Raw genomic sequence first — 24,770 nt, 5'->3', positions numbered from 1 at the left:
TATGGCATTTTATGAGGATATTTATTACAGTCTTCCTGAAAATGAAAGAGAGATTTTTTTTAAGAGTCTGCCTAGAAATGAAAAAGAAAAATTATTATTTGTAATAAATAGAGATAATGCTTTATTAAATGTTGATGATAATAAAAAAGAATATTTTAAAAATATATTCAGCAGCATACCTGATAATGATAAAAACTCTTTTTTGACCGTATTTAACAGCATAATCAAATCAAAAAGAAATGATTTTTTACAAATATTTGAAACTATAAATGACTGCAAAATAAATTACTCCTATAGCATGTCCAAAGATAATATAAAAAATATAGTTCCAAACAGAAAAAATGATATCGATTCTATTATAGAAAACATTAAAGGAAATGAATCTGAGTTTTACAGAATTATATATATTGCAATATCATCAAAAGTTATAGAAATTTTAAACTCATTCGGATATATTAATATAAGTTCTCAAGCTAATGATTTTTTTGGAAAATATGATTATAACTTTGATAATTATTATGATACAAGAGAGCTTAATTCAAAATTTTTAGAAGTTCTTTTTAATATACCTGAAGACAAAAAAGAATACTTTTTTAATCAATTTGAAAATACGGATGAACTTAGGGACGTTGCATTTATAAAAATTCTTAGGAATATGCTTAATACAAATAAAGAGGCTTTTTTAGAAATATTCAGAAATAATATGGATAATCAAAAAATAGATTTAAATAATAAAAGCGGTACCAGTTTTGCTTGGATTAATACAGAAAGCGGTATAGGCTTTATATTTCCTAATAATACAAGCATAGTTAATACTTTATGGAGCAGCGGAAATAATAATTTGATATTTCTTAAAGATGCAAAAGATATAGAAACTTTTTTTCTTAATAAAAGCGGCATGAATTCTGAAATCAGAGAGTTTTTAACAAACGGCTCTCAAGGACTTCGCATGCTTGTTCTTTTCGGAGGACAGATTATTTCTATTATTGCTGCTTTATACAATCAATTGGAAAATATCGAGCGTTTTGTTCTTAATAGAATATTAGATATTATTATGAAGCTTGAAATTAATAATGTTTTGGATTCCCTTAAATATATTAATAATATAGAAAATATAAAAGATTTTATTTCATTATCAAAATATGTAAATATATATCAAATGAATAATTATTTAAGTTTATTTAATGCTTATTCATCAGATTTAGACAATCAAATACTAATAAAATATCTAAGCAAATGCAAAGCTAAATTAACAGAAATATCATGGCTTATAAAAGACTTAGATGATAATAATAAAAAGCAGTATCAAAAATCATGCGATGATATAGAAAATATTTTAGATTCAGGAATTAAAGATATTAAAAAATTTAATAAGATTATAGATTATATTAATAACCTGTATAAAACTGTGTACTATAAAAGGAATAATCAGTCTTCTATAAATTATATTATGGAAGATAATGATAATATAAAACTTATAGATCATATTAAGGAGAATTAATATGTCTTTATCTTTATTCGAAAATATGTATTATAAACTTCCTGAAAATGAAAGAGAAGTATTTTTAAATGGACTTAATAAAGAAGACAGAGAAAATCTGCTTCTTAATGTAGGTAAAAAAATAGTTAATGAAAGCATTTCAGATTCTCAAAAAGAGTATTTTAATAATATTTATAATTCTATAGAAGATTTAAAAATAAAAAATTCATTTCTTAATATTTTATTTATTTTAGATGATGATAAAAGAGAGGCATTATTAAAAATACTATCATCAAAGTATAAGTGTAAAAATACCGATTATATTTACAATTATCATATTAAAGAAATTGGAGTTTATGAAAAAGGATTATTTTTTAATTCGCATATTAAAAATATTCTAAATAAAGATGATATAAATTATTCAGAGGATAATAACTTTAATAGAATATTATATACATTAATATCTTATGATACATTGGAAATATTTAAAATAATTTTAAATAAAAAAGAAATAGATTTTGAATTTGATGAAGTTTTTAAATGCATTCATATAAATAAAGATGATTTTTCATCAATTAAAAATAATATTAGTAATATTAATGAAAATGAATTAAAATCATTTTATATGCTTAAAAATATACCAAATAAAAAAAGATTGTATTTTTTTGAAATATTTGAAAATAATCAAGAGCTTAACTCTTGCATAGATATAAAAATATTAAGATATCTTTTTAATATAAATGAAGAAGCATTTTTGTCTATTTTTGATGATGATAAAAAGTATTATTTAGAGAAAGAGATAAAAACAAATAATTATGTATTCATTGACATATATGGCGAAGATACCGAATATAGTTTATCAAATATAATAAATTATTTAACAGGTTTAACCATAAATAGACCTCTTGCTGTAGGATTTCACGGACCTCTTGCTGTAGGATTATTTAGAGAAATGTTTAGATTGAATAGAGCCTTATTAGCGGATGTTGTAAAAGCCTTTGAAACTGAAAATACTAAATTATTAAAAAAATATTTTATTAGAATAATAGAAATAATAATAATATTTAATAGTAATTATCTATTAAATACATTAGAAAATTTATATAAACATGATAATGACTTTTTAATGCTGTCTCAGTTAATTCCATTTGCAAATATAAAAGAATATTTAAATATATTAAAAAATAAAGGAGTATAATTTATGAGAGAAGAAAGAATTACAATAACAATAAATGAGGACGGAAGCCTCAATGTTAAAACTGACGGTATAAAGGGCGAGGCTTGTTTGGATGAGGTTAATGCTTTGCTTGATGAAATTTCTAATATAAAAGACATTAAAAAAACAGATGAGTATAATCAGAAGATTAATACTCAGCAGCAAAAAATACAAAAAGGAGGTATTCAATGAGCTGTTTAGTAAAAACTACTACACCTTTTATTAATGAGGAAATACTTTTAGAGGCACTTAAAAATTGCGGATATCAGTATGAATTAAAGAATGATAAAATTTATATTCCATCTCTGCATAGATTTAGAAATACATATTTTAAATTAGTTAATGGAAAATATGTATTAAGCTATGACAGTTATAACAGCGAAATATCTTCATTTCTTCAAAAATTGGAAGCGGAATATAATAAAGTTTATGAAAGAAAGCTTGAAGAAGAGAGAGAAAGACTTGAGAGAGAAAGACTTGAGTTTATAGAATCTCAGAAAAAAGCCATTATGGAAAAGGCAAAGGCTAAAGGATATAAAGTAATGGAAGTGAAAAAGGATAATAAGATACAGCTTACTTTGGTGAGAGAAGCAAGATAGATTTATGCGTATAGCTCATATTAAAAAGCATTCAAAGATTTACGGCTTTGGGAATAGTTTTGTTATATGGACTCAAGGCTGTAAATTGAGATGCAAAGGATGCTGGAATTATTCTATGCATAGTTTTGAAGGCGGAGAAGAAATTAGTATAGAAAATATAATTTCCCAAATAAAAGATTCTGTAATAAAATATGATATTAATAATGTTACTATACTTGGAGGAGAGCCTTTAGATCAGCTTGAAGAAACTATACAATTAATGAAAAATATCAAAAGTCTTAATATTGGCATAATACTTTATACAGGATATGAAAAGGATGAGATTTTAAGCAGCAGTAAAAATTCAGTACTCTCTTATGCCGACATATTAATATCAGGAAGATATATAGAAGAAAAAAGAAATATTAATAATCATCTTTACGGTTCGGATAATCAGCTAATTGAGTTTTTAACTGACAGATACAAAAAAGAAGATATAGTAAACGGCACTTATGTAGAAATAGAAATTGATGAAAACGGCAGAATCGATATGTATGGATATCCTGATGATTTTTTTGATATATTAAAATAATGCATGATTTAAAAATTAGTTCATGCATTATTTTTTATAATTTTTAAGAATTATATTTAGTATGAAGATAAAGCAGATTATCTAAAAGCATAGCCACAGTAACGCTTCCTACGCCATTAGGAACAGGAGTAATAGCAGAAGCTAACTTTGAAGCCTCTTCAAAATTAACATCTCCTTTTAAAGAACCGTCTTCTAATACATTAATTCCTATATCTATAACTACAGCATTTTCTTTTATATATTCTCCAGTTATAAACTCTGCCTTTCCTATAGATACGCATAATATATCAGCATTCTTACATATATCTTTTAAGTTTTTAGTTTTTGAATGTGCTATTGTAACGGTGGCAGATCTTTGAAGAAGAAGATGAGCAAGAGGCTTTCCTACTATTTCGCTTCTTCCTATAACAACGGCATTAGCCCCCTCTATCTGAACTCCTGATTTCTCAATTAAAGCAATAGAGCTTTTGGCAGTACATGGAGAAAGTACAGTTTCACCCATGAAAATTCTTCCCAAATTAATATAAGATATAGCATCAACATCTTTTTCAGGCGATATTGTTTCATAAACTTTCTTCTTGCTTATATGACTAGGCAGAGGCATTTGAACTATTATTCCGCTGGTTTCTTTTTCTTTATTTAAATATTCTATTAATGTTAAAAAATCATTCTCTGTTGTGTTTTCTTGGAGATTATGAAGAGAAGCTGTCATACCTACGCTTTCTGCCTGCTTTTTTGCTCTGGTAAAATAAACTTCTGATGATTTATCATTTTCAAAATATAAAAAATCTATTCTTGGCTTTTTACTCAATTCATCTACTCTTTTTTTAATATTTTCTTTAATTCCTTTTGCTAATTCTCTTCCGTCTAATATCATCATTTTAATCTCCAATAAATAATTTTATACTAATAATATAATGTTAATAAATAAAATACAAGATTAGATAATTATTTATATAGATTTTTAAACATTTATATTGTATATTATTTCATTATGATAAATATTATAAAAAAAGTTTTTGTATTATTAATAGTATTATATATTTCAGCATTCTCTCAAAAAAGAATCATTATATTTGAAGCAGATTATTCCAAAAATTATATGCTTTATGCATTAAATGATCTGATTAGAAAAAATATATTTCTATATTTTGATATTGATATAATTCCTAACAATTTTATAAAAGAGAATAATTATAAAATAATAAAATCAAAAATAAAAGAATTAACAATTAATAATAATGCTGATATATCAGTTTTATATGATATTAATCCTTATAAAAACGGTTTTGCAGTTAATTATGTGATTTTTAATAAAGAAAAACCAAGAGAATGGCTTGAAAGAAATATATATTCAAAAGAAGATAATTTATTTGAAGCTGTTAATAAAATACTTGAAGATATATCTTATTATTCATCAATATCAGCAAATATTAAAAATATAAAAGAAGATGAATATGTACCGCTTATAGGATACTATTCTCAAAAGGTAAATAATATAATTAATGATGATGGATCCGATGAAGATAAGCTATACGATGTATTTTTTAATTTTTATAAAGAAAATATTTATTTCAATATGGATTATTTAGAGTATTTGATGATTAAATGTGATAATATAAAAAATATTAATTTGACTGCTGATAATATATATAAATATTTGGGTAAAAATAATCATTATTCTTTATATTCTCTTGGATGTTTGTATTATGCTGAATATAAGGTTAATGCTGAAGCTGAGGATATTGATTTAAGTATAAAAAATTATAATAAAGCAGCAGAAATAAAAAAGAATAATCATATTTATTATTATAAAATTGCTGATGCTTATATATTAAAAAATGATTATGAAAACGCTTCTAAATATTACGGTATGTCTATAAATGCTTATGACAAAGACATAAAAATTATAAAGGATGCTGTATATTTATTGAGAAGAGATATGAATAAAAACGGCAATATAGTTATAGAGTATTTAAAAAAAATAATTTCTATAAATGAGAATGATGATGAAGCATTGGAGGAGTTAGCTGAAATATACAATGGACTTGGAGATAAATATAATGCAGAAATTTATTATACAAAACTATTCGATGCTGTTAATTATAATCTTTATATCATTAATAATATAAAACCCAATGCAGTTCTTTATGATAAGTATATTAAAAAACGTAATGATGTAAAAAAAATATTAGAAAGTTTTAATTAAATTAAAAATATAATTTAAAAAAACTTAATATTATTGTATAATTCATTACAAAAATAAATAAAAGAGATATAAAAATGAATATTATTAATTCAATAATAAACACAGTGAACGGTGTAATGTATGGTTATTTACTTTTGGCAGTATTTTTTGCAGTTTCCATTTTCTTTACATTGAAATTAAAAGGAATACAAGTTTCACATTCTATACATGCTCTTAAACTTTTATTATCAACTCATGAAAAGGGGGACGGTGTTTCTGGATTTGCAAGTTTCTGCATAAGCACAGCATCAAGAGTAGGAACTGGAAATATTACAGGAGTTATGGCTGCAGTTTCTGCTGGCGGACCTGGTGCTTTATTTTGGATGTGGATAATGGCTGTACTTGGAGGAAGTTTGGCATTTACAGAAAGCACATTAGCTCAGCTGTATAAAGAAAAAGATTCAGCTGGTAAATTTATAGGCGGAGCTTCTTTTTACATAAAAAGCAGATTAAAAAAACCAGTTATCGCTGCTTTATTTGCAATATGTATGATATTTACTTATACAACTTTCAACGGAGTACAAGCAAATACCATATCAAATGCTTTATCAAAATATCATGTTTCTTATTTATATACAGCAATCGCCTTAGTTGTTATTACTGGATTAATTTTATTTTCTAAAAAAAGAGATACAATAACACATGCATGCGTATTCATAGTTCCAGTTATGGCTATACCTTATATACTTATAGGACTTTATATATTCTTCACTAATCTGCCTTCTGTACCTTCCGTATTTCAAAGCATATTTGTGCAGGCATTCAAACCAACAGCATTTTTCGGCGGTGCTATAGGTGCAACAATTTCAAACGGATTGAAAAGAGGTTTATTTTCAAATGAGGCTGGTATGGGAGGTGCTCCTCATGCCGCTGCTGCTGCTCACTCTTCTCATCCTTGCAAACAAGGGCTTATACAGATGTTCTCAGTATTTACTGATACACTATTAATATGTTCTATTTCAGGATTCATACTTTTATTATCTCCTGAAGCGATGAAAATGGTAAAAGAAATTGAAGGAATTAATTTATTTCAATATGCTATGGAATCTCATTTAGGAAGTTTTGGTTCATATTTTATTACAGTATGTATATTATTTTTCTCATACAGTTCTATACTTGGTAATTTCTTCTATATAAAAACTGGTGCTTTTGCTATAAAAGACAGTATGGTTTCTTATGTAATAGTAGGACTTATGACAATAGTTATGGTATTTGCAGGATCATTGGCAGAGTTCAAAACTATATGGGGAGCTGGAGATATGTTTATGGGATTTATGGCATTGCTAAATATTATAGTTATGGTAATACTTAATAAGCCTGTTTACTTACTTGCTAAACATTATGTTAGTAAATTAAAAGAACATAAAAAACCTGCTTTTAATAAAAACTCCATACCAGAATTATCCAATGATGATGCAATTACTCAATGGAATGAGAATAATTAAAAGTATTTAATATATATAAAAAAGGACTCAGTAATTTGAGTCCCTTTTTTATTATCTTATTTTTTATTATTGTTCGTCAAGCCACATTCTCTCTACTTTGGATATTCCTATTATATCAAAACATATTCCTAATATTTTCTGAACAGCTTTAACTAAGGTTAATCTTTCCTGTCTTATCTCCTCATTCTCTTCTAATACTATATTATCATAATAAAATTTATGCAAAGCACTTGCAATATCATAAGTATAATTAAGCAAAGTATAAACCTCTAAAGATTTTGAAGACTCATAAATCTCATCTGGAAATCTAAGTATCATTTTAGCTAATTTAAGAGAACTGCTGTTTGCTATTTTTTCTATATCAAATTTTTTAGATTCATTATAGGAAAGATTTTTCTCTTTAAGTTTGAAAAATATATTGCAAACTCTAGCATAAGCATACTGAACATAATAAACAGGATTATCATTATCCTTCTTCTTAGCAAGCTCTAAATCAAAATCTAAAGAGCTGGAATAAGAACGCATAAGCAAAAAATATCTTGTAGGATCAACTCCTATTTCATCTATTACATCCTCTAAACTTATCATATCCCCTGTTCTTTTACTCATTCTTACAAGTTCATTTCCTCTGTAAAGTCTTACTAACTGTCCTAATATAACTTTTAAACTTGCAGTATCTTTACTTACCGCTCTGACAGCAGCAGTAATTCTAGGAACATAACCATGATGGTCAGCACCTAGTATATCTATTAAGAATTTATATCCTCTGTCAATTTTATTTTTATGATATGTTATATCAGGAGCAAAATAAGTATATGTACCATTGCTTTTTTTAACTACTCTGTCCTTATCATCTCCATACTTTGTGCTTCTAAACCAAGAGGCATTATCTTCTTCAAATAATAAACCTTCATCTTTTAGAAACTCCATAGTCTTTTCTAATTCTCCGCTTTCACGTATAGCAAGCTCAGAAGCATAATTATCCATATATGTTCCAAATTTTTCTAATAATCTTTTCTGATCTTCTAATATTAAATCTTTAGGATTGCCTTCTTTTTTAGCAAGTTCATATATATAAGAACCATGATATCCGTCTTCTGGAATTTCTCTTCCCTCTCTTGCTGCCTGAACACTTTCATTTAATTTAGTAATTTGCTCTCCAGCATCATTAACATAAAATTCCTGATAAACTTCATGTCCCACATATTTAAGAATATTTGATAAAGCACTTCCTATAGCAGCCCATCTTCCATGACCTATATGAAGAGGACCTGTAGGATTAGCACTTACATATTCTATCATAATTTTCTTTTTATCCTCTGCTGTATTCTTTCCATAATTATCATCACTTATCAAATCATTTATACATTCATTTATATATTTATGAGATAAAGTTATATTGATGAATCCAGGCTTAGCGATTTCAACTTTTTCAAAAATTTTTTTATCAATCTTTGATACTATAGAATCTGCAATTTCCATAGGATTTTTCTTTAATATTTTAGCCAATCGCATGGCTACAGGACAAGCATAATCGCCAAACCTATCATCTGCAGCATATCCAATTTCTATATAAGAATCAATTTCTTTCACGTCCGTATCTTTTAAATAATCCATTAACGCTTCTTTTAGGATATTTGAGATAACTTTTTTTAGCATATACTCTCCAAATTCATAAATTTTAATACATAAAGTATATCAAAGATTGAAACTTCTGCAAGTATAATTTATAATAAATTTATAATACAATCAAATCATCATAATGATAAAAATAAATTTGACATATTATAAAAAAAATATATATTAACATATAAGGATTAATATTATGTCAAAATATATCTTGCCACAGGAAGAGCTTTCAAGATCGTCTAATTGGATAAGCAATTTTTTAATGCGTGAAGGATATCATACTGATTACACATTAAAAAGTTTATCAGAAATAGACAAATTCTTTAAAGAAAAATTGAATTTAGTATTAGAAAGCGATAATAATAGAAATTTTATATTCTCTATAAGTGCATATATAGGAGAAGTAATAAGAATAAATATGCATGGAAACTGGATAGTATCAAGAGGCATAGACTTGGATGATGAGTCTATAGGAATAAGTCTAAAAAACAATAATATAATATATCCTCTAAATATCACCTTAGAGCTTATACAAAAAAAATATACTATGAAAGAATATTTAAAAAATAATTTCAATATTGAAATTTAATATTAATTAAAAGAAGGCAGTCTATGATTTCATTAAATGATATAATAAAGTATATAGATAAATCCTATGTTATTTTAGATTTGAAAGCTGCAAATAAGGATGAAGCTATAAGTGAGATGCTGATATATGCAGAATCTAATGGATTAAGAATAAATATAGCTCAAACTATAGAAGCTATGTATAAAAAAGAAGATATTATAAGCAGCGGATTAGGGTACGGAGTAGCTTTTCCGCATGTACGAACAAATGAGGTAGAAGATAATGATATTATATTTGCCGTTTCAAGAAAAGGTCTTAATTATTCTTCTCTAGATAAAAAACCCGTTCATTTGCTTATTATGTTTCTAACCAATAAAAACAGTAATGATAAATATCTCGGTCTTCTTTCATTATTTACTAAAATATCAAGAATGAGTATGTATCCAGTAGTATTGCTTGAATCAAAAAGTATAGATGCATTTAAATCAAAATTAAAAGAAATATCAGAAGATGTATTAGGAGGCAAATAATATGTCAAATAAAGTTGTTGCTATAATACCTGCAAGATACGGTTCTACAAGATTCCCAAGAAAATTAACTTATGAATTATTAGGAAAGCCTATAATAATAGATGTTTATGATAATGTTAAAGCTGTTAAAAAGATTGATGATTGTATAGTTGCTACAGATTCTAAAGAGATAATGGAAATATGCGAAAAAAATAATGCTAAGGCTGTAATGACTTCATCAGAGCATACTTCAGGAACTTCAAGAATAACTGAAGTGGCTAAAAAAATAGACTGTGATATAGTAATTAATGTACAGGGCGATGAGCCTTTAATAGATGAAACGGTATTAAATCCTATAATAGATTCTTTTGAAGATAAAAATGTTGATATCGCTACTATAAAATCAAAAATTGATGATGAAAGTCCTTTAATAAAAGATGAGAATGCTGTTAAGGTGGTATGCGATATAAATAATTATGCTATGTATTTTTCGCGTGCTACTATACCTCATAGAAGATTTGATCAGAATATAGATGTTAAATATTATAAGCATATTGGAGTTTATGCTTTTAGAAAGGATATACTTTTAAAAATAGAAAGTTTAAAAGAATGCGATTATGAAAATATAGAAAGATTAGAACAGCTTAGATGGCTTTATAATGGAATGAAAATAAAAGTTCTTGAAACAAGAAAATTCATACATGGAATAGATACTATGGAAGATTTGGAAATAGTGCAGAACTATTTAAGAAATTTTGCTTCAAGCGAATTAAAAAATGAAAATTTATATCAATGATTAATCAATATAACATATAGTTATCCTATAATAATATTGAAAAGCTGTAATATGGATATTTTTATTTATCTATAAATACATTATTCAAACAAATTAAATAAACCTACAGCACTTACATTATCATTGCTTGCTTCTGATAATTTTTTTAATTTATTCAAAGATTCTTCAGCCGTATTTGAGAATATCATTATATCATTAATTCCAGCTTCGGCACTCTCATACTTATCTGATAAAAGCTCTATCATAGAATTAGAAGCTATAAAGTAATTATGTCTTTTGTTTCTTCTAGCTCCTTCAATAGTGATATAATGTCCGCCTCCTGCACATGCACAGTTTTCTAAGGCATTTCCTACAATATGATCTCTGCTTATTTGAACTGCCCTTTTATTATCAACGGCAAAAACTTTTGAATCCCCTGCATTAAATACAAATACTCCTGCAAATTTATGATATAATACTCCAGCAATAGAAGTACCTGCCATAGACTTTTCTCTGTCATCTGCTGATTCTCTTGAAGCTGTAACTTCTAATTTAATAAAGTTATGCATTATCCAATTCATAACTTCCTGCTCACCTACAAGTTCAAGCAAATCTAAAAAATTTTCATTATATATATTGACTGCTAATCTTGAAGCAAATGTATCTCCAAGCCCATCAGCTAAAACTGAAACTGCAATTCCCTCTATATTGTCTAAAAAATGAGAATAACTATTTTGTTCATTAATTATTATAGGATTTCCAGATATTGCCTCACTGTTAAATAAGAAAGCATCAGTATTTATTTTTGTATTAGAACCTTTATTTGTAAAAGTAAATATATTCATAATATTGTCCTTAAATTATATGTTTTCAGTAATAAAATATATGAAATAATAGAATAATTGCAAGTGCATATTAACATACAATTTAGAAAAAATAATTAATCTGCAAAATTGATAAGCTCCCCTATTCCTTCAATAGAGCATATTATTTTATCCCCATGTTTCATATATTTAGGCGGATTAAATGACATGCCTACTCCGCCAGGTGTTCCTGTTGCAATTATATCGCCAGCCTCTAAAGTCATCCCTTTTGATATATCAGATATTAAATAATTTATATCATGTATCATATATTTAGTATTTGAAGACTGTCTTACTTCATCATTTAAAATACTTTTAATATCCAGTTCTAAAGGAAGTTTTAAATCATCCTTGTAAACAATACAAGGTCCCATAGATGAGTAGCTGTCCAAACTTTTACCTTTATACCACTGAGAATGTTTTTTTTGTATATTTCTTGATGATATATCATTAAAAATAGAATATCCAAAAATATAATCCTCTGCTTTATCAGGCTCTATATCCTTGGCAGTTTTTCCTATAATAACGGCAAGCTCAGCCTCATAATCTAGGCATTCATCTAAATCAAATCTTGCTTTAATTTTATCTCCTAATCCTATAATCTCCAAAGCTCTTTTAGAAAAATAAACAGGAGCTTTAACCTCTTTAAAATCTTTCATATCTTTTTTTATCTCACTTAAATGATCTCTGTAATTAACGCCTACACATATAATATCATGTATAGGTTTTCTTATAGGTGAAAGTATCTGAACATTTTCTATAGAATATGCATGTGTAAAATTTTCCTCTGCATATTTTAATTTTTTAATTATATCCTCATTAATCATTTTTATTAATTGTATCATTGGATTTTCAGTCATTTTAAAATCAGGGACTATCTCATTTATAGCTATTACTTTTTTTCCATCTTTGCTTAATATTCCTATAGACTCTGTATTGTTCCATTCAACGAAAGATACGAATTTCATTTTGATATCTCCATATTTTATTGTAATATCTACAATTTTTAAAGTTTTTTAATTAATAGTGTTATTATATTATAATCAATTTATCGATGTTTTTCAATATGACATTGACTTCCTTGTATAATATTTTTTTTAGACATAGTTTTGATTATAAGATTAATTATTTCTCCTTTTGATTTTTTCCATTTTGGAGCTATTAAAGTATCTCCCAAACTGTCGCCTACTAAACGTGCTATTATTATATTATCTTTTATAATAGATAGAGAATCTGCTATAAGCTCTATATAAAAATCTTCATCTATTGTGGGAAAAGAATATTCTCTGAAAAGTTTTTCAAAATAAGAACCTTTTACTATATCAAGCTGATGAAACTTTACCGCATCTATTGGAAGGTTAGAAATATCTTTAACCGTTTTAAGCATATCTTCTCTAGTTTCAAGTTCTATTGCTTTTTTATCTTCAATCAATCTCTTTGGAAGACCGAATATTATATGGGTGCATATTATAAGATTAGTATAATTTGATTTTATATGTTCCACCATTTGGGAAAAAGATTTATAATCATGTCCTCTGTTTATAAACTTTGAAGTTTCTTCATTTGAAGACTGAAGCCCCATTTCAAGCCAAATCTCTTTATTAGTTGAAGCGGATAAATCATTAAGTTCTTTTAGTACATTTTCTTCCAGCATATCACTTCTTGCTCCGAACATAAGACCTACGCAGTCATCAAAATATATGAGTTTATTTGCATACATCAATGATTCTTTTGAAGCTAAGGGGGATAATGGAGTTCCAAGCTGAAAATATGCATAAAATTTCTGATATCTATTTTTATAATTATTAACGCCGTTAATCCATTGACTTTCTATATTCTCTTCTATTATGTAAGGAGGCTTATAGCTATTTAAATTACAGAATCTGCATCCTCCATCATTCGCCTTATGAGCACATCCGAAATCTGTATCTATTGAAATTTTTCCGACTTTGACACCAAATTTTTTTTTAACATAATCTGAAAAAGAATAATAAATCTTTTTATTTTCCATCGTCTTCTCATCATTATTAATTTTTATTACAGATATATCATAAACCTATTATAAAAAAATTGAAACTGGATTTAATAAATAAACTGTTATATAATAAAAATATAATAGATATTAGGAGAACATATAAAATGAAAATACTTATAGTTTCTGGTTTTTTAGGTGCTGGCAAAACTACTCTTATAAAAGAAATGGCTAATAAAACTAAAAGAGATTTCGTAGTTATGGAAAATGAATACGGAGATGTTGATATAGATTCTAATATGCTTAAAGATGAAGGAATGAATATTTGGGAGCTTACAGAAGGATGCGTATGCTGCACAATGAAAAAAGATTTTGCAAGTTCAATTCTTACTATAGCTAATTCCCTCGATCCTGAATATTTAATAGTTGAGCCTACTGGTGTCGCTAAACTAAGCAATATCATTAACAATATAAAGCAGATTGAATATGAAAGAATTATTCTTCTTAGACCTATAACTATTATAGACGGAAATGCTTTTGATTCATTTATTAATTCTTATGATGATATTTATGTGGATCAGATTTTAAATACATCAAAAATAATAATATCTAAAATGGAGTCTAAAGGAAAGGATGAAAATGAAGAGCTTATAAAAAAAATAAAATTGATAATTACAAAAAATAATGTTTCATTGGATAATATTGAAATACTGGATGAACATTACTCTAATAAAAATAAGGATTGGTGGGAGAGTATTTTAAAATCATTTTTAGATGAGAAGTATGCTGTAAAAGAATTAGAAAATACTAAAAATGAAGAGATGCCAGAATCTATAAGTATGAAAGGATGCAGTGTATTAAATGAAAATAAATTTATAACTTTGCTTGAAGACATTGTGCATGGAAGATTCGGATATGTTGCAAGATCAAAAGGCTTTATTAAATGCGGAGAAAATTATTTAAGGTATGATGTTGTGGGTGAAAGATATGCTGTTACTGGGGCAAGTGAAAATGATGAGCTTGAAATTGTTTTTATAGGCAAAGATTTAAATAGAAAACTTTTGAGAGAAGAATTCCAGCCTGTTTACAGAGATAATATAAAGCATAAAGATGAAGAACATCATCATCATAATTAATATTTTATTAAATTAAGAACTATATATTGCTTATTATATATCATAATAAAATATAATACTTAACTTCAAAAAAGCATAATAAATATTTATACTATATTTTTTTATGAAAAATTGTAATTTTTATTGACAATACTATCTATTTTTACTATATTAGTTAATAATATTTATCAAGCGGTAATTCATATTCTAATATCTCCAAAAATACTCTATCCGCTAAAATAACAAAAACTTTAAGGATATTTGTATGCGTATCAATCTTAATTTTGAACTTGAAAATAATATAATAAATAAAGAATATAGATTAACTATTATGAGTTTCATTAAAGATGCTTTAAAAAATTATTCTCAAAATACTTACAATTCACTTTACAAAGATAACACAAAAATGAAAGCATTTACATTCGGAGTATTTTTGCCTGATGCTAAAATTAATGATGATAATATAGAACTTTCAAGCAGATATATAAATGTAACTTTTTCTATATTTGATAATCAATTATTTATAGAGCTTTATAATTCATTTAATAGCACAATTAATAAAAGATATCCTAAAGATGAAAATACAAAAAGCCAAATGATTATGACATTAAAAAAAATAACCATGCAAAATGAAAAGCCTATAAAACAAAATAAAATATTGATAAAATTTTTAAGCCCATTAGTATTACGCAGTCATAACAGAGAAACAAATAAAGATATATATTTAACATTTAAAGATAATAATTTTAATGACATTCTAAATCAATCAATAGAAAGGCTTGCAAAAGAGTTTGATTTTGAAAGCTCTCAAATAAAACTAATACCATTAAATCTAACAGATGGTAACGGTAATATCATACATGAAGAATCAAAAACTACAGCAGTGCCTTTCAAAGAATTTTTAATAAATGTTTCTTACGGCAAATTCTGTTTGGAAGGCGACATTAACCTATTAAACAATCTTTACAAAACAGGTATAGGCAGCAGAAGAAGCGAGGGTTTCGGACTATTTGAAGTTTTATAATATTTTTTAAGGAATTTTTATTATGACAAAAACAAAAAAATCTAGTCAGCATGAATTAAATTTAGAAGATAATCAAAACAATAACCTTGAAAACGAATATTTTGAAATTAATCTTGACACTTTTCTTTTTAATGCAGGTGTTATAGGTTTTATTGAAGTGTTGGAAGAATTAAAAGAAAACCATAAAGCTAACAAAGGGGCAAGTTTAGATGAAAAAAAAGATTTTTATTATGAAGGGCAAACTTTATATGTTAATAAAAAATTTTTATTAAATTTAGATTTTGCAAAATACTATTTAAAAACCGTATATAACAAATTTTATAAAAATACTATTTTATATAAAATGTTAAATACAAATAAAACAGATTCAGAAAGTATAAAAAAATATGATAATTTTCTAAAAAGAACAACACTAATTACAATATCTGATACATTAGAAGATGATAAAATAAAAGAATTATTATCAAACTATCAATCTGATAAAAACAATAAAGAAAATAATTTTAAAGAAATAATTTCATACATAAATAATAATGAAAAATTAAAATATTATTTATATATTGGAAATATATTTTACGATAAATTCAGTCTTATATTTAACAATATATATTTTTTAAGATATAATCCTTCAATTAATGGACATTACATACAAAAAAATATAGATTTGATAAAACCAATAAATGACTACTTTATTAAAATTAAAGAATATATAATTCAATTAGATAATAAAAACAATTATAAAGATAAATGCCTAATATGTAATTTAAATACTAATAAAGATTTAGATATGGCTTTTTTAATAGATGTTGGAATTGCAGAAGGAAGAAAAGGCTCTGTTTATTGGAATTGTAATTCTGATGTATTTATTTGTCCTATATGCTATATGATTTATTCATGTGTCCCTATAGGTTTTATAAATATTAAAAATATAATGGTATTTATAAATGATAATGACAGCATAGAGTCTTTAATATCTATGAACAGTCCTTTAAAAGAAGAAGAAGATAACAATACTAATTACATAGCGTATAATACAATGATTAACAGAGCCTTAGAATTAAAAACTAAAGAACTTGACTCTATACAGGTAATAATAAGAGATAATACAAAATATTCATTTAATACAATTTCAAAAGACACATTAAAAATCATAAAAAGTTGTGATAAATATTTAAGCAAAATATCAAAAAGCTATTTTAAATACGGCAAAGATGAATCATTTAATATTTATAAAGAATGCATAGAAAATATTTTAAATAATAGAAATCAATATAGTTTAATATTAACATTGCTAAAAAATATTGATAACAAACATGAAGGGAATAATAACAAAATATTTTATTCCATAAATACAATATTTAATATATTAAAAATACAAATAGCAAAAGAAACTTTAAAGGAGAATAATATGAGTGAAAAAATTAATTATGCACACATAGCCTGTAAATCAGGGTATGATGTTAGAAAAGAGCTAATTAAGAAAAACAGTAATGAAGAAACCGATGATAAAAAAAATAATGAAGAGGCTGATAATAAATTAAGAGGATTAGTATATAAATTAATAAATGCTGTAAACACATCAAACAGAGATTTATTTTCTACTAATATAGCAAGACTTTATACTGGTCTTAATTTACCAATACCAAATATATTAGGAAGAATTTTTATAAGCGATGAAGATTTCAAAAATATAGGAAATGCTTATATTTTTGGTCTTAAAGGAGCTTTTTATGATAAAACAGAAAATCAAGAAAATAATAATGAAGGAGAAGAATAATGGAAAATAAAGGATTAACATTAAGTATTATTTTTGATGCACAAAGTGCAAATTACGGAGAAGGTGCTAATAACTTTTCAGCATTAAAAAGATTAAGCAGAGGAGACGGAAACAGCTACAGCTATATATCAAGACAGGCATTAAGATATAACATAATAGAACAATTAAAATGGGATAATACTCCTACATCTGATAAAAATACTGTTGCTCAATTTGAAAAAGATACTTCTATAAAAGATTATCCTGAGATAGATTTGTTCGGATATATGAAAACTGGAGATAATAGTATTAATAAAACTTCTAATACAAGGAATGCAGTTGTAAGGTTAAGCAATGCCGTTGCTTTAGAAAGTTACAACTCTGATTTAGATTTTTTAAATAATATGGGAATTGCTAACAGAAATAATTTAAAAAACGAGCTTGTACAAAGTGAAATACATAGATCATATTATGCATATACCGTAACTATAGATTTGGATAAAGTTGGTATTGATAAAGTAGTAAAAAAAATTAATAAAGGTAAAGAACCAGATATAGAAGAAATAAAAATAGATAATAAAGAAAAAGCGAAAAGAGTTAAAGATTTATTAAATGTATTAAAGTTCTTATACAGAGATATAAGGGGAAGAAGAGAAAATTTAAGTCCTGTATTCATCATAGGAGGAGTTTATAATATAAAAAATCCTTTCTTTGAAAACAGATTAAAAGTTAATAAAAATAATTTGGAAATAAAAACTATAAAAGATGTTTTAAATCTTGATGAAAAAGAAATAAAAAATAAAACAAGATGGGGGATAATAGATTCAATATTTTCAAACACTGAAGAAATAAAAGAAGATCTAAAAGATTTAAATGCTGGAAGTGTAGCGGATGTAATTAAATATTTATGTGAAGAGGTGGATAGATATTATGAGCAATAAAACTAAAGCCATTAAATTTAAATGTTATCAAAATATGCCTAATTATAGACGTCCTGCTAGTTTTGATTTCAAAGAAACTTTTAAACTTCCTCCATATTCAAGTGTAATTGGCATGATTCATAAAGTTTGTAATTGCAAAAATGGTGAATATATGCCAATGAAAATAAGTATTCAGGGTATAAGTGAAAGTATTAATACAGATTTATATACAAGATATTTTTTCACTCCTGATAAATGTGAAGGAGACAGAGAATACTTTGCCATTCTAAACAAAAATGAAAAAAGACAAACTGGATTAATCAGAGGAACTGGGATATCAGAATTACTAATTGATGTTAATCTACTTATACATATTGTACCAGAAAATGAAAAATTATTTGAAAGAATCTTCAATGGATTGGAAAAACCTTATGTATATCCGGCATTAGGACGCCATGAAGATATATTACAAATTAAGAATATTAGAAAAATTGAACTTGAAGAAACTAATACTGTAAATATTAATTATGATGCATATATACCTTTAGAATATTTTAGAGAAGAAGATAACATAACAGGAACAGTATATTTACTTAATAAAGTATTCGATACTTCATCTGATATAAGAAATTGGAAAGAAAAAGTAAAAGTTAAATATATAAAAAGAAGAGTTGAAAAGATAAGATTTACTAAAAATGTATATAAAGATAATGAAGAAAATACAGGAGTATTTTTAGCATAATTTTTTTGGGATTAAGTATATGAATAAAAATGAATATTTAGCTAAATCTTCTAAAAAAAATTACTATGATACTGAATCTTTAGAAGTACATACAAAAAAACTAATAAATTTATTTGAAGATTTTTTATTACAATATAAAAATAAATTTGAACAAAAAGAAATTGATTTAATAAAAGTTGCTTGTGAAATGCATGATTTAGGAAAAATTAATTATAGATTTCAAAAAGATATGTATAAAAAAAGCAATATGCATTTTGAAGAAAATAAAGATCTTGAAAAATTTTATAAAGAATATAAAAACATAAAAAACATTCCACATGGTATACTAAGCTGCTGTTTTATTAATGAAGATGAATTGAGTAAAAAATACAATTTTGATTATTATGATTTAGAAATACTGACAACTTCAATATACAATCATCATAATAGAGAATTCAATTTAGAAGACAGTGAAATATTTGAAAAAATAATAGAAAATGATTTAAAAATTAATGGTAAAAATTATGGAATTGAATACTGTTCATCTAACGGCCTTATAAATAACAAGATAATAAATAACATATTTCAATTAAAACCAAAATATGTATATAAATTCTGGATTAAGTTCATTGTTGTGAAAGGAATGCTTAATAAATTAGACTATGCCGCAAGTACTTATTTATATAATAAAAAACAAATAGGTATTGATACTTTGGAACTTGAGCCTTTTGATCCTAAAGAAAATATTGTAAATAAAATTAAAAAGTTGAATTCTGATATAAATGAATGCCAAAAATATATGCAGGATAATCAGGATAAAAATGTTATTATTATTGCCTCTACTGGCATTGGTAAAACTGAAGGTGCTTTGCTTTGGACTGAAAAATCAAAAACTTTTTATACTCTTCCGCTTAAAGTTTCTATTAATGCTATTTATGAGAGAATAAAAAATAATTATTATGATAAAGAAAAAATAACTTTCCTACATTCTGATAGTATTAATGATATGCTTGATAATGATTTGTCTATTGATGATGCTCTTGATAAATATAATAAAAGCAAAAAATTATCATTTCCTTTTACTGTTTGTACTATAGATCAGCTTTTTTATTTTGTATTCAAATCTTTAGGTACAGAAATTTTTCCTGCTACTTTGAAATACAGCAAATTAATTATTGATGAAATACAATCATACACTCCAGAAATAATAGCTTTTATAATTTACGGTCTTAAAGTGATAAATGATATAGGGGGTAAGTTTTGTATAATGACTGCTACTTTTCCTCCTATAGTAAAAAAACTTATGAAAGAAAATGGTATTAATTTTGAGATGCCTAGAAAAGCATTTTTAAAAAAAGACAAAAGGGGAGAAAGTATAAAAAGGCATTTTATAAAGTTCATTGATGAAGATATTTTAAATTATAATAATATAATAAAAAGTGCTGAAAATAAAAAAGTACTTGTAATATGCAATACGGTAAAACATGCACAGGAAGTTTATAATATTTTAAAAGGTCATAATATAAAAAACATTAATCTTCTTCACTCAAGATTTATAATGAAAGACAGAAAGCAAAAAGAAGATGATATAAAAAATTTTGCCCCAAATGATAACAGAAAAAGAGAAGAAAAATACGGTATATGGATTTCTACTCAAATAGTAGAGGCTAGTTTGGATATAGATTTTGATGAGCTTCATACTGACATGTCTTCAGCCGACAGCTTGCTTCAGAGAATGGGAAGAGTTTACAGGAATAGAACTTATAATAAAAATGAGCCTAACATATTTATTTATGATACTAAAGATGGATACGGCAGTGTATACGATAAAGAAATATATGATAACTCAAAAACGTTTTTAAAAGATTATGATAATAAAATATTTACTGAAGAAGAGAAACAAGATTTTATTAATAAAGTTTATGATGAAGAAATACTAAAAGACAGTAATTATATAAAACAAATAAAAGATACTTTGAAAAAAATAAAAGAGCTTCCTCCTGCTTCTGTAGATAAAGGCGACTGCGAGAAACTTTTTAGAAAAATAGATAATGTTACAGTTATGCCGTTAAGTATTTATAATGATTTGATAAATGAAGAAAACAATATTATAGATGAGTATACAAAATTAATTAATATGGATAAACTTAGTAAAGATATGTATGAAAAATTATTAAAGAAAAAAAATGAACTGCTTGGTTTTACAGTACCAATAAAAACTTATAAAAAGATAAGAAATTATTCTGGTATTGAAATAAATTTAAATAAAAACAAAGCAAATAAAATATTTATTGTTGAATTAGAATACAATGGGGAATTAGGACTTCTTGATAAAAAAGATGATTCTATTCTTATGGATTAGTTTTATTATGATGAGAGAAAATATAAATTATGTAACAGGTACTATTTATTCTTATAGTTTTTTATGTATGAGAAAGGTTTGGCTTTCTTATCATAATTTATCCTTTGAGAGTGAAAGCGAGCTTGTAAAGATTGGAAAGTTTATTGATGAAAATACTTATGCTAATCAAAAACATAATTTTATGATAGATAATAAAGTTAATATAGACTTTTTAAAAAATAATGTAGTGCATGAAATAAAAAAATCAGATAAAGAAAAACAAATGGCTATTAATCAAATAAAATATTATTTATTTATATTAAAGGAGTACGGATTTGATGATATAAAAGGAGAGTTAAATATACCGTCAAAAAGATATAAAGAAGAAGTACTTCTTGATAAAGGAGATGATGAAAAAATTGTAGAAAGACTTGAAACTATAAATAAAATTATCAAAGAAGAAAATATACCAGAAGTTATTAATAAAAGTTCTTGTAAAAAATGTGCTTATTATGAGTTTTGTTATATATAAAAAATATAAATTAACGGAGTTATTTTTATGAGTAAATCTTATTATTTATTTTCAAGCGGTGAGCTAAAAAGAAAAGATAATACGCTTCAGTTTATTAAGTCAAACGGCGAGAAAAGAGATTTACCTATACAGATAATTTATGATATATATATTTTTTCTGAAGTTACAATAAATACCAAACTTCTTAATTTTTTATCACAGATTGGTATATGTGTGCATTTTTTTAATTATTATGAGTTTTATGCTGGAAGTTTTTATCCTAGAGAAAAATTAGTTTCTGGGGATTTGCTTGTTCATCAGGTTATGCACTACAGTGATTATGATAAGAGAGTATTGCTTGCTAAAAAATTTGTTTACGGAGCTTCTGACAATATATTAAGAAATTTAAAATACTATAATAATAGAGGACGTGATTTAAAAGAGGAAATAGAAAATATAGAAAAATTAAAATCAAGTATAGATTTATATTATAATATTAATGAGATAATGGGAATAGAAGGCAATATTCATAAGGTTTATTACAGCTCTTGGAAAAAAATTATTAATCAGGAAATAGATTTTGAAAAAAGAGTAAAGCGTCCGCCTGATAATATGATAAACTCACTTATAAGTTTTTTGAATTCTGTGCTTTATACAAAGGTATTATCAGAGATTTATAAAACACAATTAAACCCTACTATAAGCTATTTGCATGAGCCTTCTGTAAAAAGATTTTCATTATCACTTGATACAGCTGAAATTTTTAAGCCATTAATAGTTGACAGACTTATCTTTTCATTATTAAATAAAAAGATGATAAGCGAAAATGATTTTGATAAAGATAGTAATTTTTTAAGACTTAAAGATAGGTCATTAAAAATTATAATAGAAGAATTAGAAAAAAGACTTACCACTACTATAAATCATAGAAGTTTGAAAAGAGATGTATCGTATAAACATTTGATTAGATTAGAACTTTATAAAATATCTAAACATTTACTTAATGAAAAAGAATATAAACCTTTTGTAATATGGTGGTAAGAAACAATGTATTTAATATTAGTTTATGATATACAAACAGATGACGAAGATGGTGCTAGAGTTGCAAGAACAGTTTTTAAGACTTGCAAGGCATATCTTAATCATATACAAAAATCTGTCTTTGAGGGAGAGCTCTCAAAAGTGCAGTATTTGGAATTAAAAAATAAGCTCTTTGACATTTTAAGAAAAGAAAAAGATTCTTGTATAGTTTTTAAAAGCCGTAATGAAAAATGGCTTGATAAAGAGTTTTTGGTAGAAGAAAGCATTGACAAAACATCTAATTTTATATAGAATATAAGTGTCGTCAATGTATGATTATTATGAAATCCTGCTTTATCGACAGATGATTTTTGACAAAAATATATTTATTGACTGTTTTATCATTATGCATTTGTGCATTTTATCATTTTTGCAGTATAAATTATAAAATAGTTTTAAATATACGGGTTTCTAATCTAACCATACTGGAATGTAAATGAATGTAAAACCAATTGAAGATATGAAGAAAGAAAAGTTTCTAATCTAACCATACTGGAATGTAAATTCTAGTGAGGATGTTCCTAGCGTTACAGATACTAAATGTTTCTAATCTAACCATACTGGAATGTAAATAAGTGAACAAAACCTTTTTGCCAACATTTTTTAATAGTTTCTAATCTAACCATACTGGAATGTAAATTTAGTGGAAGGAAGCCAAGCGTCTAGCAAGTCCGTATGTTTCTAATCTAACCATACTGGAATGTAAATACTGATTTTAAATTATATTATCTTTGTACTATCAATGTTTCTAATCTAACCATACTGGAATGTAAATGGTCTCTCAGACCATCATTGATTTTGAGGAGTATAAGTTTCTAATCTAACCATACTGGAATGTAAATTTATTTGTTGGGTCAAGGTCTTGCGATGTCTGGAGGGTTTCTAATCTAACCATACTGGAATGTAAATAATTGGCTCTGAAATAGGAGACATTGAAGCAGATTTGTTTCTAATCTAACCATACTGGAATGTAAATATAGAATTAATAGGAGAACCAGGAACGGAAGATGTATGTTTCTAATCTAACCATACTGGAATGTAAATTTAGACTTTTACAGACAAATGTACGGATATATATGGGTTTCTAATCTAACCATACTGGAATGTAAATAGATATTACAAAAAATATCAAACATGCAAAGATTGGGTTTCTAATCTAACCATACTGGAATGTAAATAGACAGTTTTTAGTATGGATGCGTAGATTTTTTGAAGTTTCTAATCTAACCATACTGGAATGTAAATTCTATCATTTCATAAACAGTTATACATTCATTATAATTGTTTCTAATCTAACCATACTGGAATGTAAATGCGAGTATTATTATAAGATGTACAGAAAAACCTCATGTTTCTAATCTAACCATACTGGAATGTAAATATGCTTTTTTAAAAGTGTAGGGTTTATCTATTGACAGTTTCTAATC

Annotated in this window: 24 protein-coding genes and 1 CRISPR repeat array; of the genes, 19 read left to right on the top strand and 5 right to left on the bottom strand. The window is 25.5% G+C overall.

Annotated features, from left to right (window positions below):
* Window position 1: 1 nt before the first annotated feature.
* The 5 genes from Q0J69_RS07270 to Q0J69_RS07250 are packed head-to-tail and all read left to right on the top strand — an operon-like array spanning window position 2 to window position 3,866.
* Entirely contained in the window at window positions 2-1,501 is a 1,500-nt protein-coding gene (locus Q0J69_RS07270; protein WP_297205569.1) for a hypothetical protein, read from the top strand.
* A 1-nt stretch (window position 1,502) separates the two neighbouring features.
* Window positions 1,503-2,678: a hypothetical protein gene (locus Q0J69_RS07265; RefSeq protein WP_297205566.1), complete on the top strand. Its 1,176-nt coding sequence runs from the start codon at window positions 1,503-1,505 to the stop codon at window positions 2,676-2,678.
* 3 nt (window positions 2,679-2,681) lie between these two features.
* Entirely contained in the window at window positions 2,682-2,888 is a 207-nt protein-coding gene (locus Q0J69_RS07260; RefSeq protein WP_297205563.1) for a DUF2997 domain-containing protein, read from the top strand.
* The gene (locus Q0J69_RS07255) at window positions 2,885-3,295 is read left to right on the top strand and encodes a hypothetical protein (protein ID WP_297205562.1); all 411 of its coding nucleotides are present in this window, start codon (window positions 2,885-2,887) and stop codon (window positions 3,293-3,295) included. The genes Q0J69_RS07260 and Q0J69_RS07255 overlap by 4 nt, the downstream gene beginning before the upstream one ends.
* 4 nt (window positions 3,296-3,299) lie before the next feature.
* Window positions 3,300-3,866: a 4Fe-4S single cluster domain-containing protein gene (locus tag Q0J69_RS07250; protein WP_297205560.1), complete on the top strand. Its 567-nt coding sequence runs from the start codon at window positions 3,300-3,302 to the stop codon at window positions 3,864-3,866.
* 43 nt (window positions 3,867-3,909) lie between these two features.
* Here Q0J69_RS07250 and Q0J69_RS07245 read toward each other — a convergent pair whose 3' ends face one another.
* Complete coding sequence (locus Q0J69_RS07245; RefSeq protein WP_297205691.1) at window positions 3,910-4,743, bottom strand: bifunctional 5,10-methylenetetrahydrofolate dehydrogenase/5,10-methenyltetrahydrofolate cyclohydrolase; 834 nt, start codon at window positions 4,741-4,743, stop codon at window positions 3,910-3,912.
* A 117-nt stretch (window positions 4,744-4,860) separates the two neighbouring features.
* On the opposite strand from Q0J69_RS07245, the gene Q0J69_RS07240 reads away from it, so the two are divergent.
* Both Q0J69_RS07240 and Q0J69_RS07235 read left to right on the top strand, forming a co-directional pair.
* Window positions 4,861-6,075, top strand: a complete 1,215-nt coding sequence (locus Q0J69_RS07240) for a hypothetical protein (protein ID WP_297205558.1) — start codon at window positions 4,861-4,863, stop codon at window positions 6,073-6,075.
* Window positions 6,076-6,149: 74 nt separating this feature from the next.
* Window positions 6,150-7,559 (top strand): alanine/glycine:cation symporter family protein, encoded by a 1,410-nt coding sequence (locus Q0J69_RS07235; protein WP_297205555.1) that lies wholly within the window; start codon window positions 6,150-6,152, stop codon window positions 7,557-7,559.
* A 66-nt stretch (window positions 7,560-7,625) separates the two neighbouring features.
* On the opposite strand, the gene Q0J69_RS07230 is transcribed toward Q0J69_RS07235, so the two are convergent.
* Window positions 7,626-9,218, bottom strand: coding sequence for an arginine--tRNA ligase (locus Q0J69_RS07230; RefSeq protein ID WP_297205552.1), 1,593 nt, complete (start codon window positions 9,216-9,218; stop codon window positions 7,626-7,628).
* 166 nt (window positions 9,219-9,384) lie between these two features.
* Between Q0J69_RS07230 and Q0J69_RS07225 the strand changes: the two genes are divergently transcribed.
* Genes Q0J69_RS07225 through kdsB form a run of 3 tightly spaced genes read left to right on the top strand, consistent with a single transcriptional unit; the run spans window position 9,385 to window position 11,061 of the window.
* Window positions 9,385-9,777 (top strand): hypothetical protein, encoded by a 393-nt coding sequence (locus Q0J69_RS07225; RefSeq protein WP_297205549.1) that lies wholly within the window; start codon window positions 9,385-9,387, stop codon window positions 9,775-9,777.
* Between the two features lie 23 nt (window positions 9,778-9,800).
* Complete coding sequence (locus Q0J69_RS07220; protein WP_297205547.1) at window positions 9,801-10,286, top strand: PTS sugar transporter subunit IIA; 486 nt, start codon at window positions 9,801-9,803, stop codon at window positions 10,284-10,286.
* A 1-nt stretch (window position 10,287) separates the two neighbouring features.
* The gene (gene kdsB / locus Q0J69_RS07215) at window positions 10,288-11,061 is read left to right on the top strand and encodes a 3-deoxy-manno-octulosonate cytidylyltransferase (RefSeq protein ID WP_297205545.1); all 774 of its coding nucleotides are present in this window, start codon (window positions 10,288-10,290) and stop codon (window positions 11,059-11,061) included.
* Window positions 11,062-11,141: 80 nt separating this feature from the next.
* On the opposite strand, the gene Q0J69_RS07210 is transcribed toward kdsB, so the two are convergent.
* The 3 genes from Q0J69_RS07210 to Q0J69_RS07200 all read right to left on the bottom strand — a co-directional run bounded on the left by Q0J69_RS07210 (window position 11,142) and on the right by Q0J69_RS07200 (window position 13,914).
* Window positions 11,142-11,885 (bottom strand): serine/threonine protein phosphatase, encoded by a 744-nt coding sequence (locus tag Q0J69_RS07210; protein ID WP_297205543.1) that lies wholly within the window; start codon window positions 11,883-11,885, stop codon window positions 11,142-11,144.
* A gap of 95 nt (window positions 11,886-11,980) precedes the next feature.
* Window positions 11,981-12,871, bottom strand: coding sequence for a fumarylacetoacetate hydrolase family protein (locus tag Q0J69_RS07205; RefSeq protein WP_297205541.1), 891 nt, complete (start codon window positions 12,869-12,871; stop codon window positions 11,981-11,983).
* Between the two features lie 80 nt (window positions 12,872-12,951).
* Entirely contained in the window at window positions 12,952-13,914 is a 963-nt protein-coding gene (locus Q0J69_RS07200; protein WP_297205539.1) for a TIGR01212 family radical SAM protein, read from the bottom strand.
* 128 nt (window positions 13,915-14,042) lie between these two features.
* Between Q0J69_RS07200 and Q0J69_RS07195 the strand changes: the two genes are divergently transcribed.
* The 9 genes from Q0J69_RS07195 (at window position 14,043) to cas2 (ending at window position 23,595) form a co-directional block, all read left to right on the top strand.
* Window positions 14,043-15,011 (top strand): GTP-binding protein, encoded by a 969-nt coding sequence (locus Q0J69_RS07195; RefSeq protein WP_297205537.1) that lies wholly within the window; start codon window positions 14,043-14,045, stop codon window positions 15,009-15,011.
* Window positions 15,012-15,255: 244 nt separating this feature from the next.
* A complete protein-coding gene (gene cas6, locus Q0J69_RS07190) occupies window positions 15,256-16,014 on the top strand; it encodes a CRISPR-associated endoribonuclease Cas6 (protein ID WP_297205535.1) in 759 nt (252 codons plus the stop codon).
* Between the two features lie 22 nt (window positions 16,015-16,036).
* Entirely contained in the window at window positions 16,037-17,791 is a 1,755-nt protein-coding gene (locus Q0J69_RS07185; protein WP_297205533.1) for a Cas8a1 family CRISPR/Cas system-associated protein, read from the top strand.
* Window positions 17,791-18,711, top strand: a complete 921-nt coding sequence (gene cas7i, locus Q0J69_RS07180; RefSeq protein ID WP_297205531.1) for a type I-B CRISPR-associated protein Cas7/Cst2/DevR — start codon at window positions 17,791-17,793, stop codon at window positions 18,709-18,711. The genes Q0J69_RS07185 and cas7i overlap by 1 nt, the downstream gene beginning before the upstream one ends.
* Complete coding sequence (cas5b, locus tag Q0J69_RS07175; protein ID WP_297205529.1) at window positions 18,701-19,432, top strand: type I-B CRISPR-associated protein Cas5b; 732 nt, start codon at window positions 18,701-18,703, stop codon at window positions 19,430-19,432. Before cas7i ends, cas5b begins: the two co-directional genes overlap by 11 nt.
* Before the next feature lie 19 nt (window positions 19,433-19,451).
* Window positions 19,452-21,773: a CRISPR-associated helicase Cas3' gene (cas3, locus tag Q0J69_RS07170; protein WP_297205526.1), complete on the top strand. Its 2,322-nt coding sequence runs from the start codon at window positions 19,452-19,454 to the stop codon at window positions 21,771-21,773.
* A 7-nt stretch (window positions 21,774-21,780) separates the two neighbouring features.
* Complete coding sequence (locus Q0J69_RS07165; RefSeq protein ID WP_297205523.1) at window positions 21,781-22,284, top strand: CRISPR-associated protein Cas4; 504 nt, start codon at window positions 21,781-21,783, stop codon at window positions 22,282-22,284.
* A 27-nt stretch (window positions 22,285-22,311) separates the two neighbouring features.
* Window positions 22,312-23,304 (top strand): type I-B CRISPR-associated endonuclease Cas1b, encoded by a 993-nt coding sequence (cas1b, locus tag Q0J69_RS07160; RefSeq protein ID WP_297205520.1) that lies wholly within the window; start codon window positions 22,312-22,314, stop codon window positions 23,302-23,304.
* A 6-nt stretch (window positions 23,305-23,310) separates the two neighbouring features.
* Window positions 23,311-23,595 (top strand): CRISPR-associated endonuclease Cas2, encoded by a 285-nt coding sequence (cas2, locus tag Q0J69_RS07155; protein WP_020005380.1) that lies wholly within the window; start codon window positions 23,311-23,313, stop codon window positions 23,593-23,595.
* Between the two features lie 155 nt (window positions 23,596-23,750).
* Window positions 23,751-24,724: direct repeats of the CRISPR family, unit length 31 nt; unit sequence GTTTCTAATCTAACCATACTGGAATGTAAAT.
* Between the last annotated feature and the right edge of the window lie 46 nt (window positions 24,725-24,770).

The organism is uncultured Brachyspira sp. (assembly GCF_944388875.1).
In the GTDB taxonomy this organism is placed as follows: Bacteria; Spirochaetota; Brachyspiria; order Brachyspirales; family Brachyspiraceae; genus Brachyspira.
Note: the sequence above shows the minus strand (reverse complement) of the source record. Positions and strands in the feature narration are given on the sequence as shown.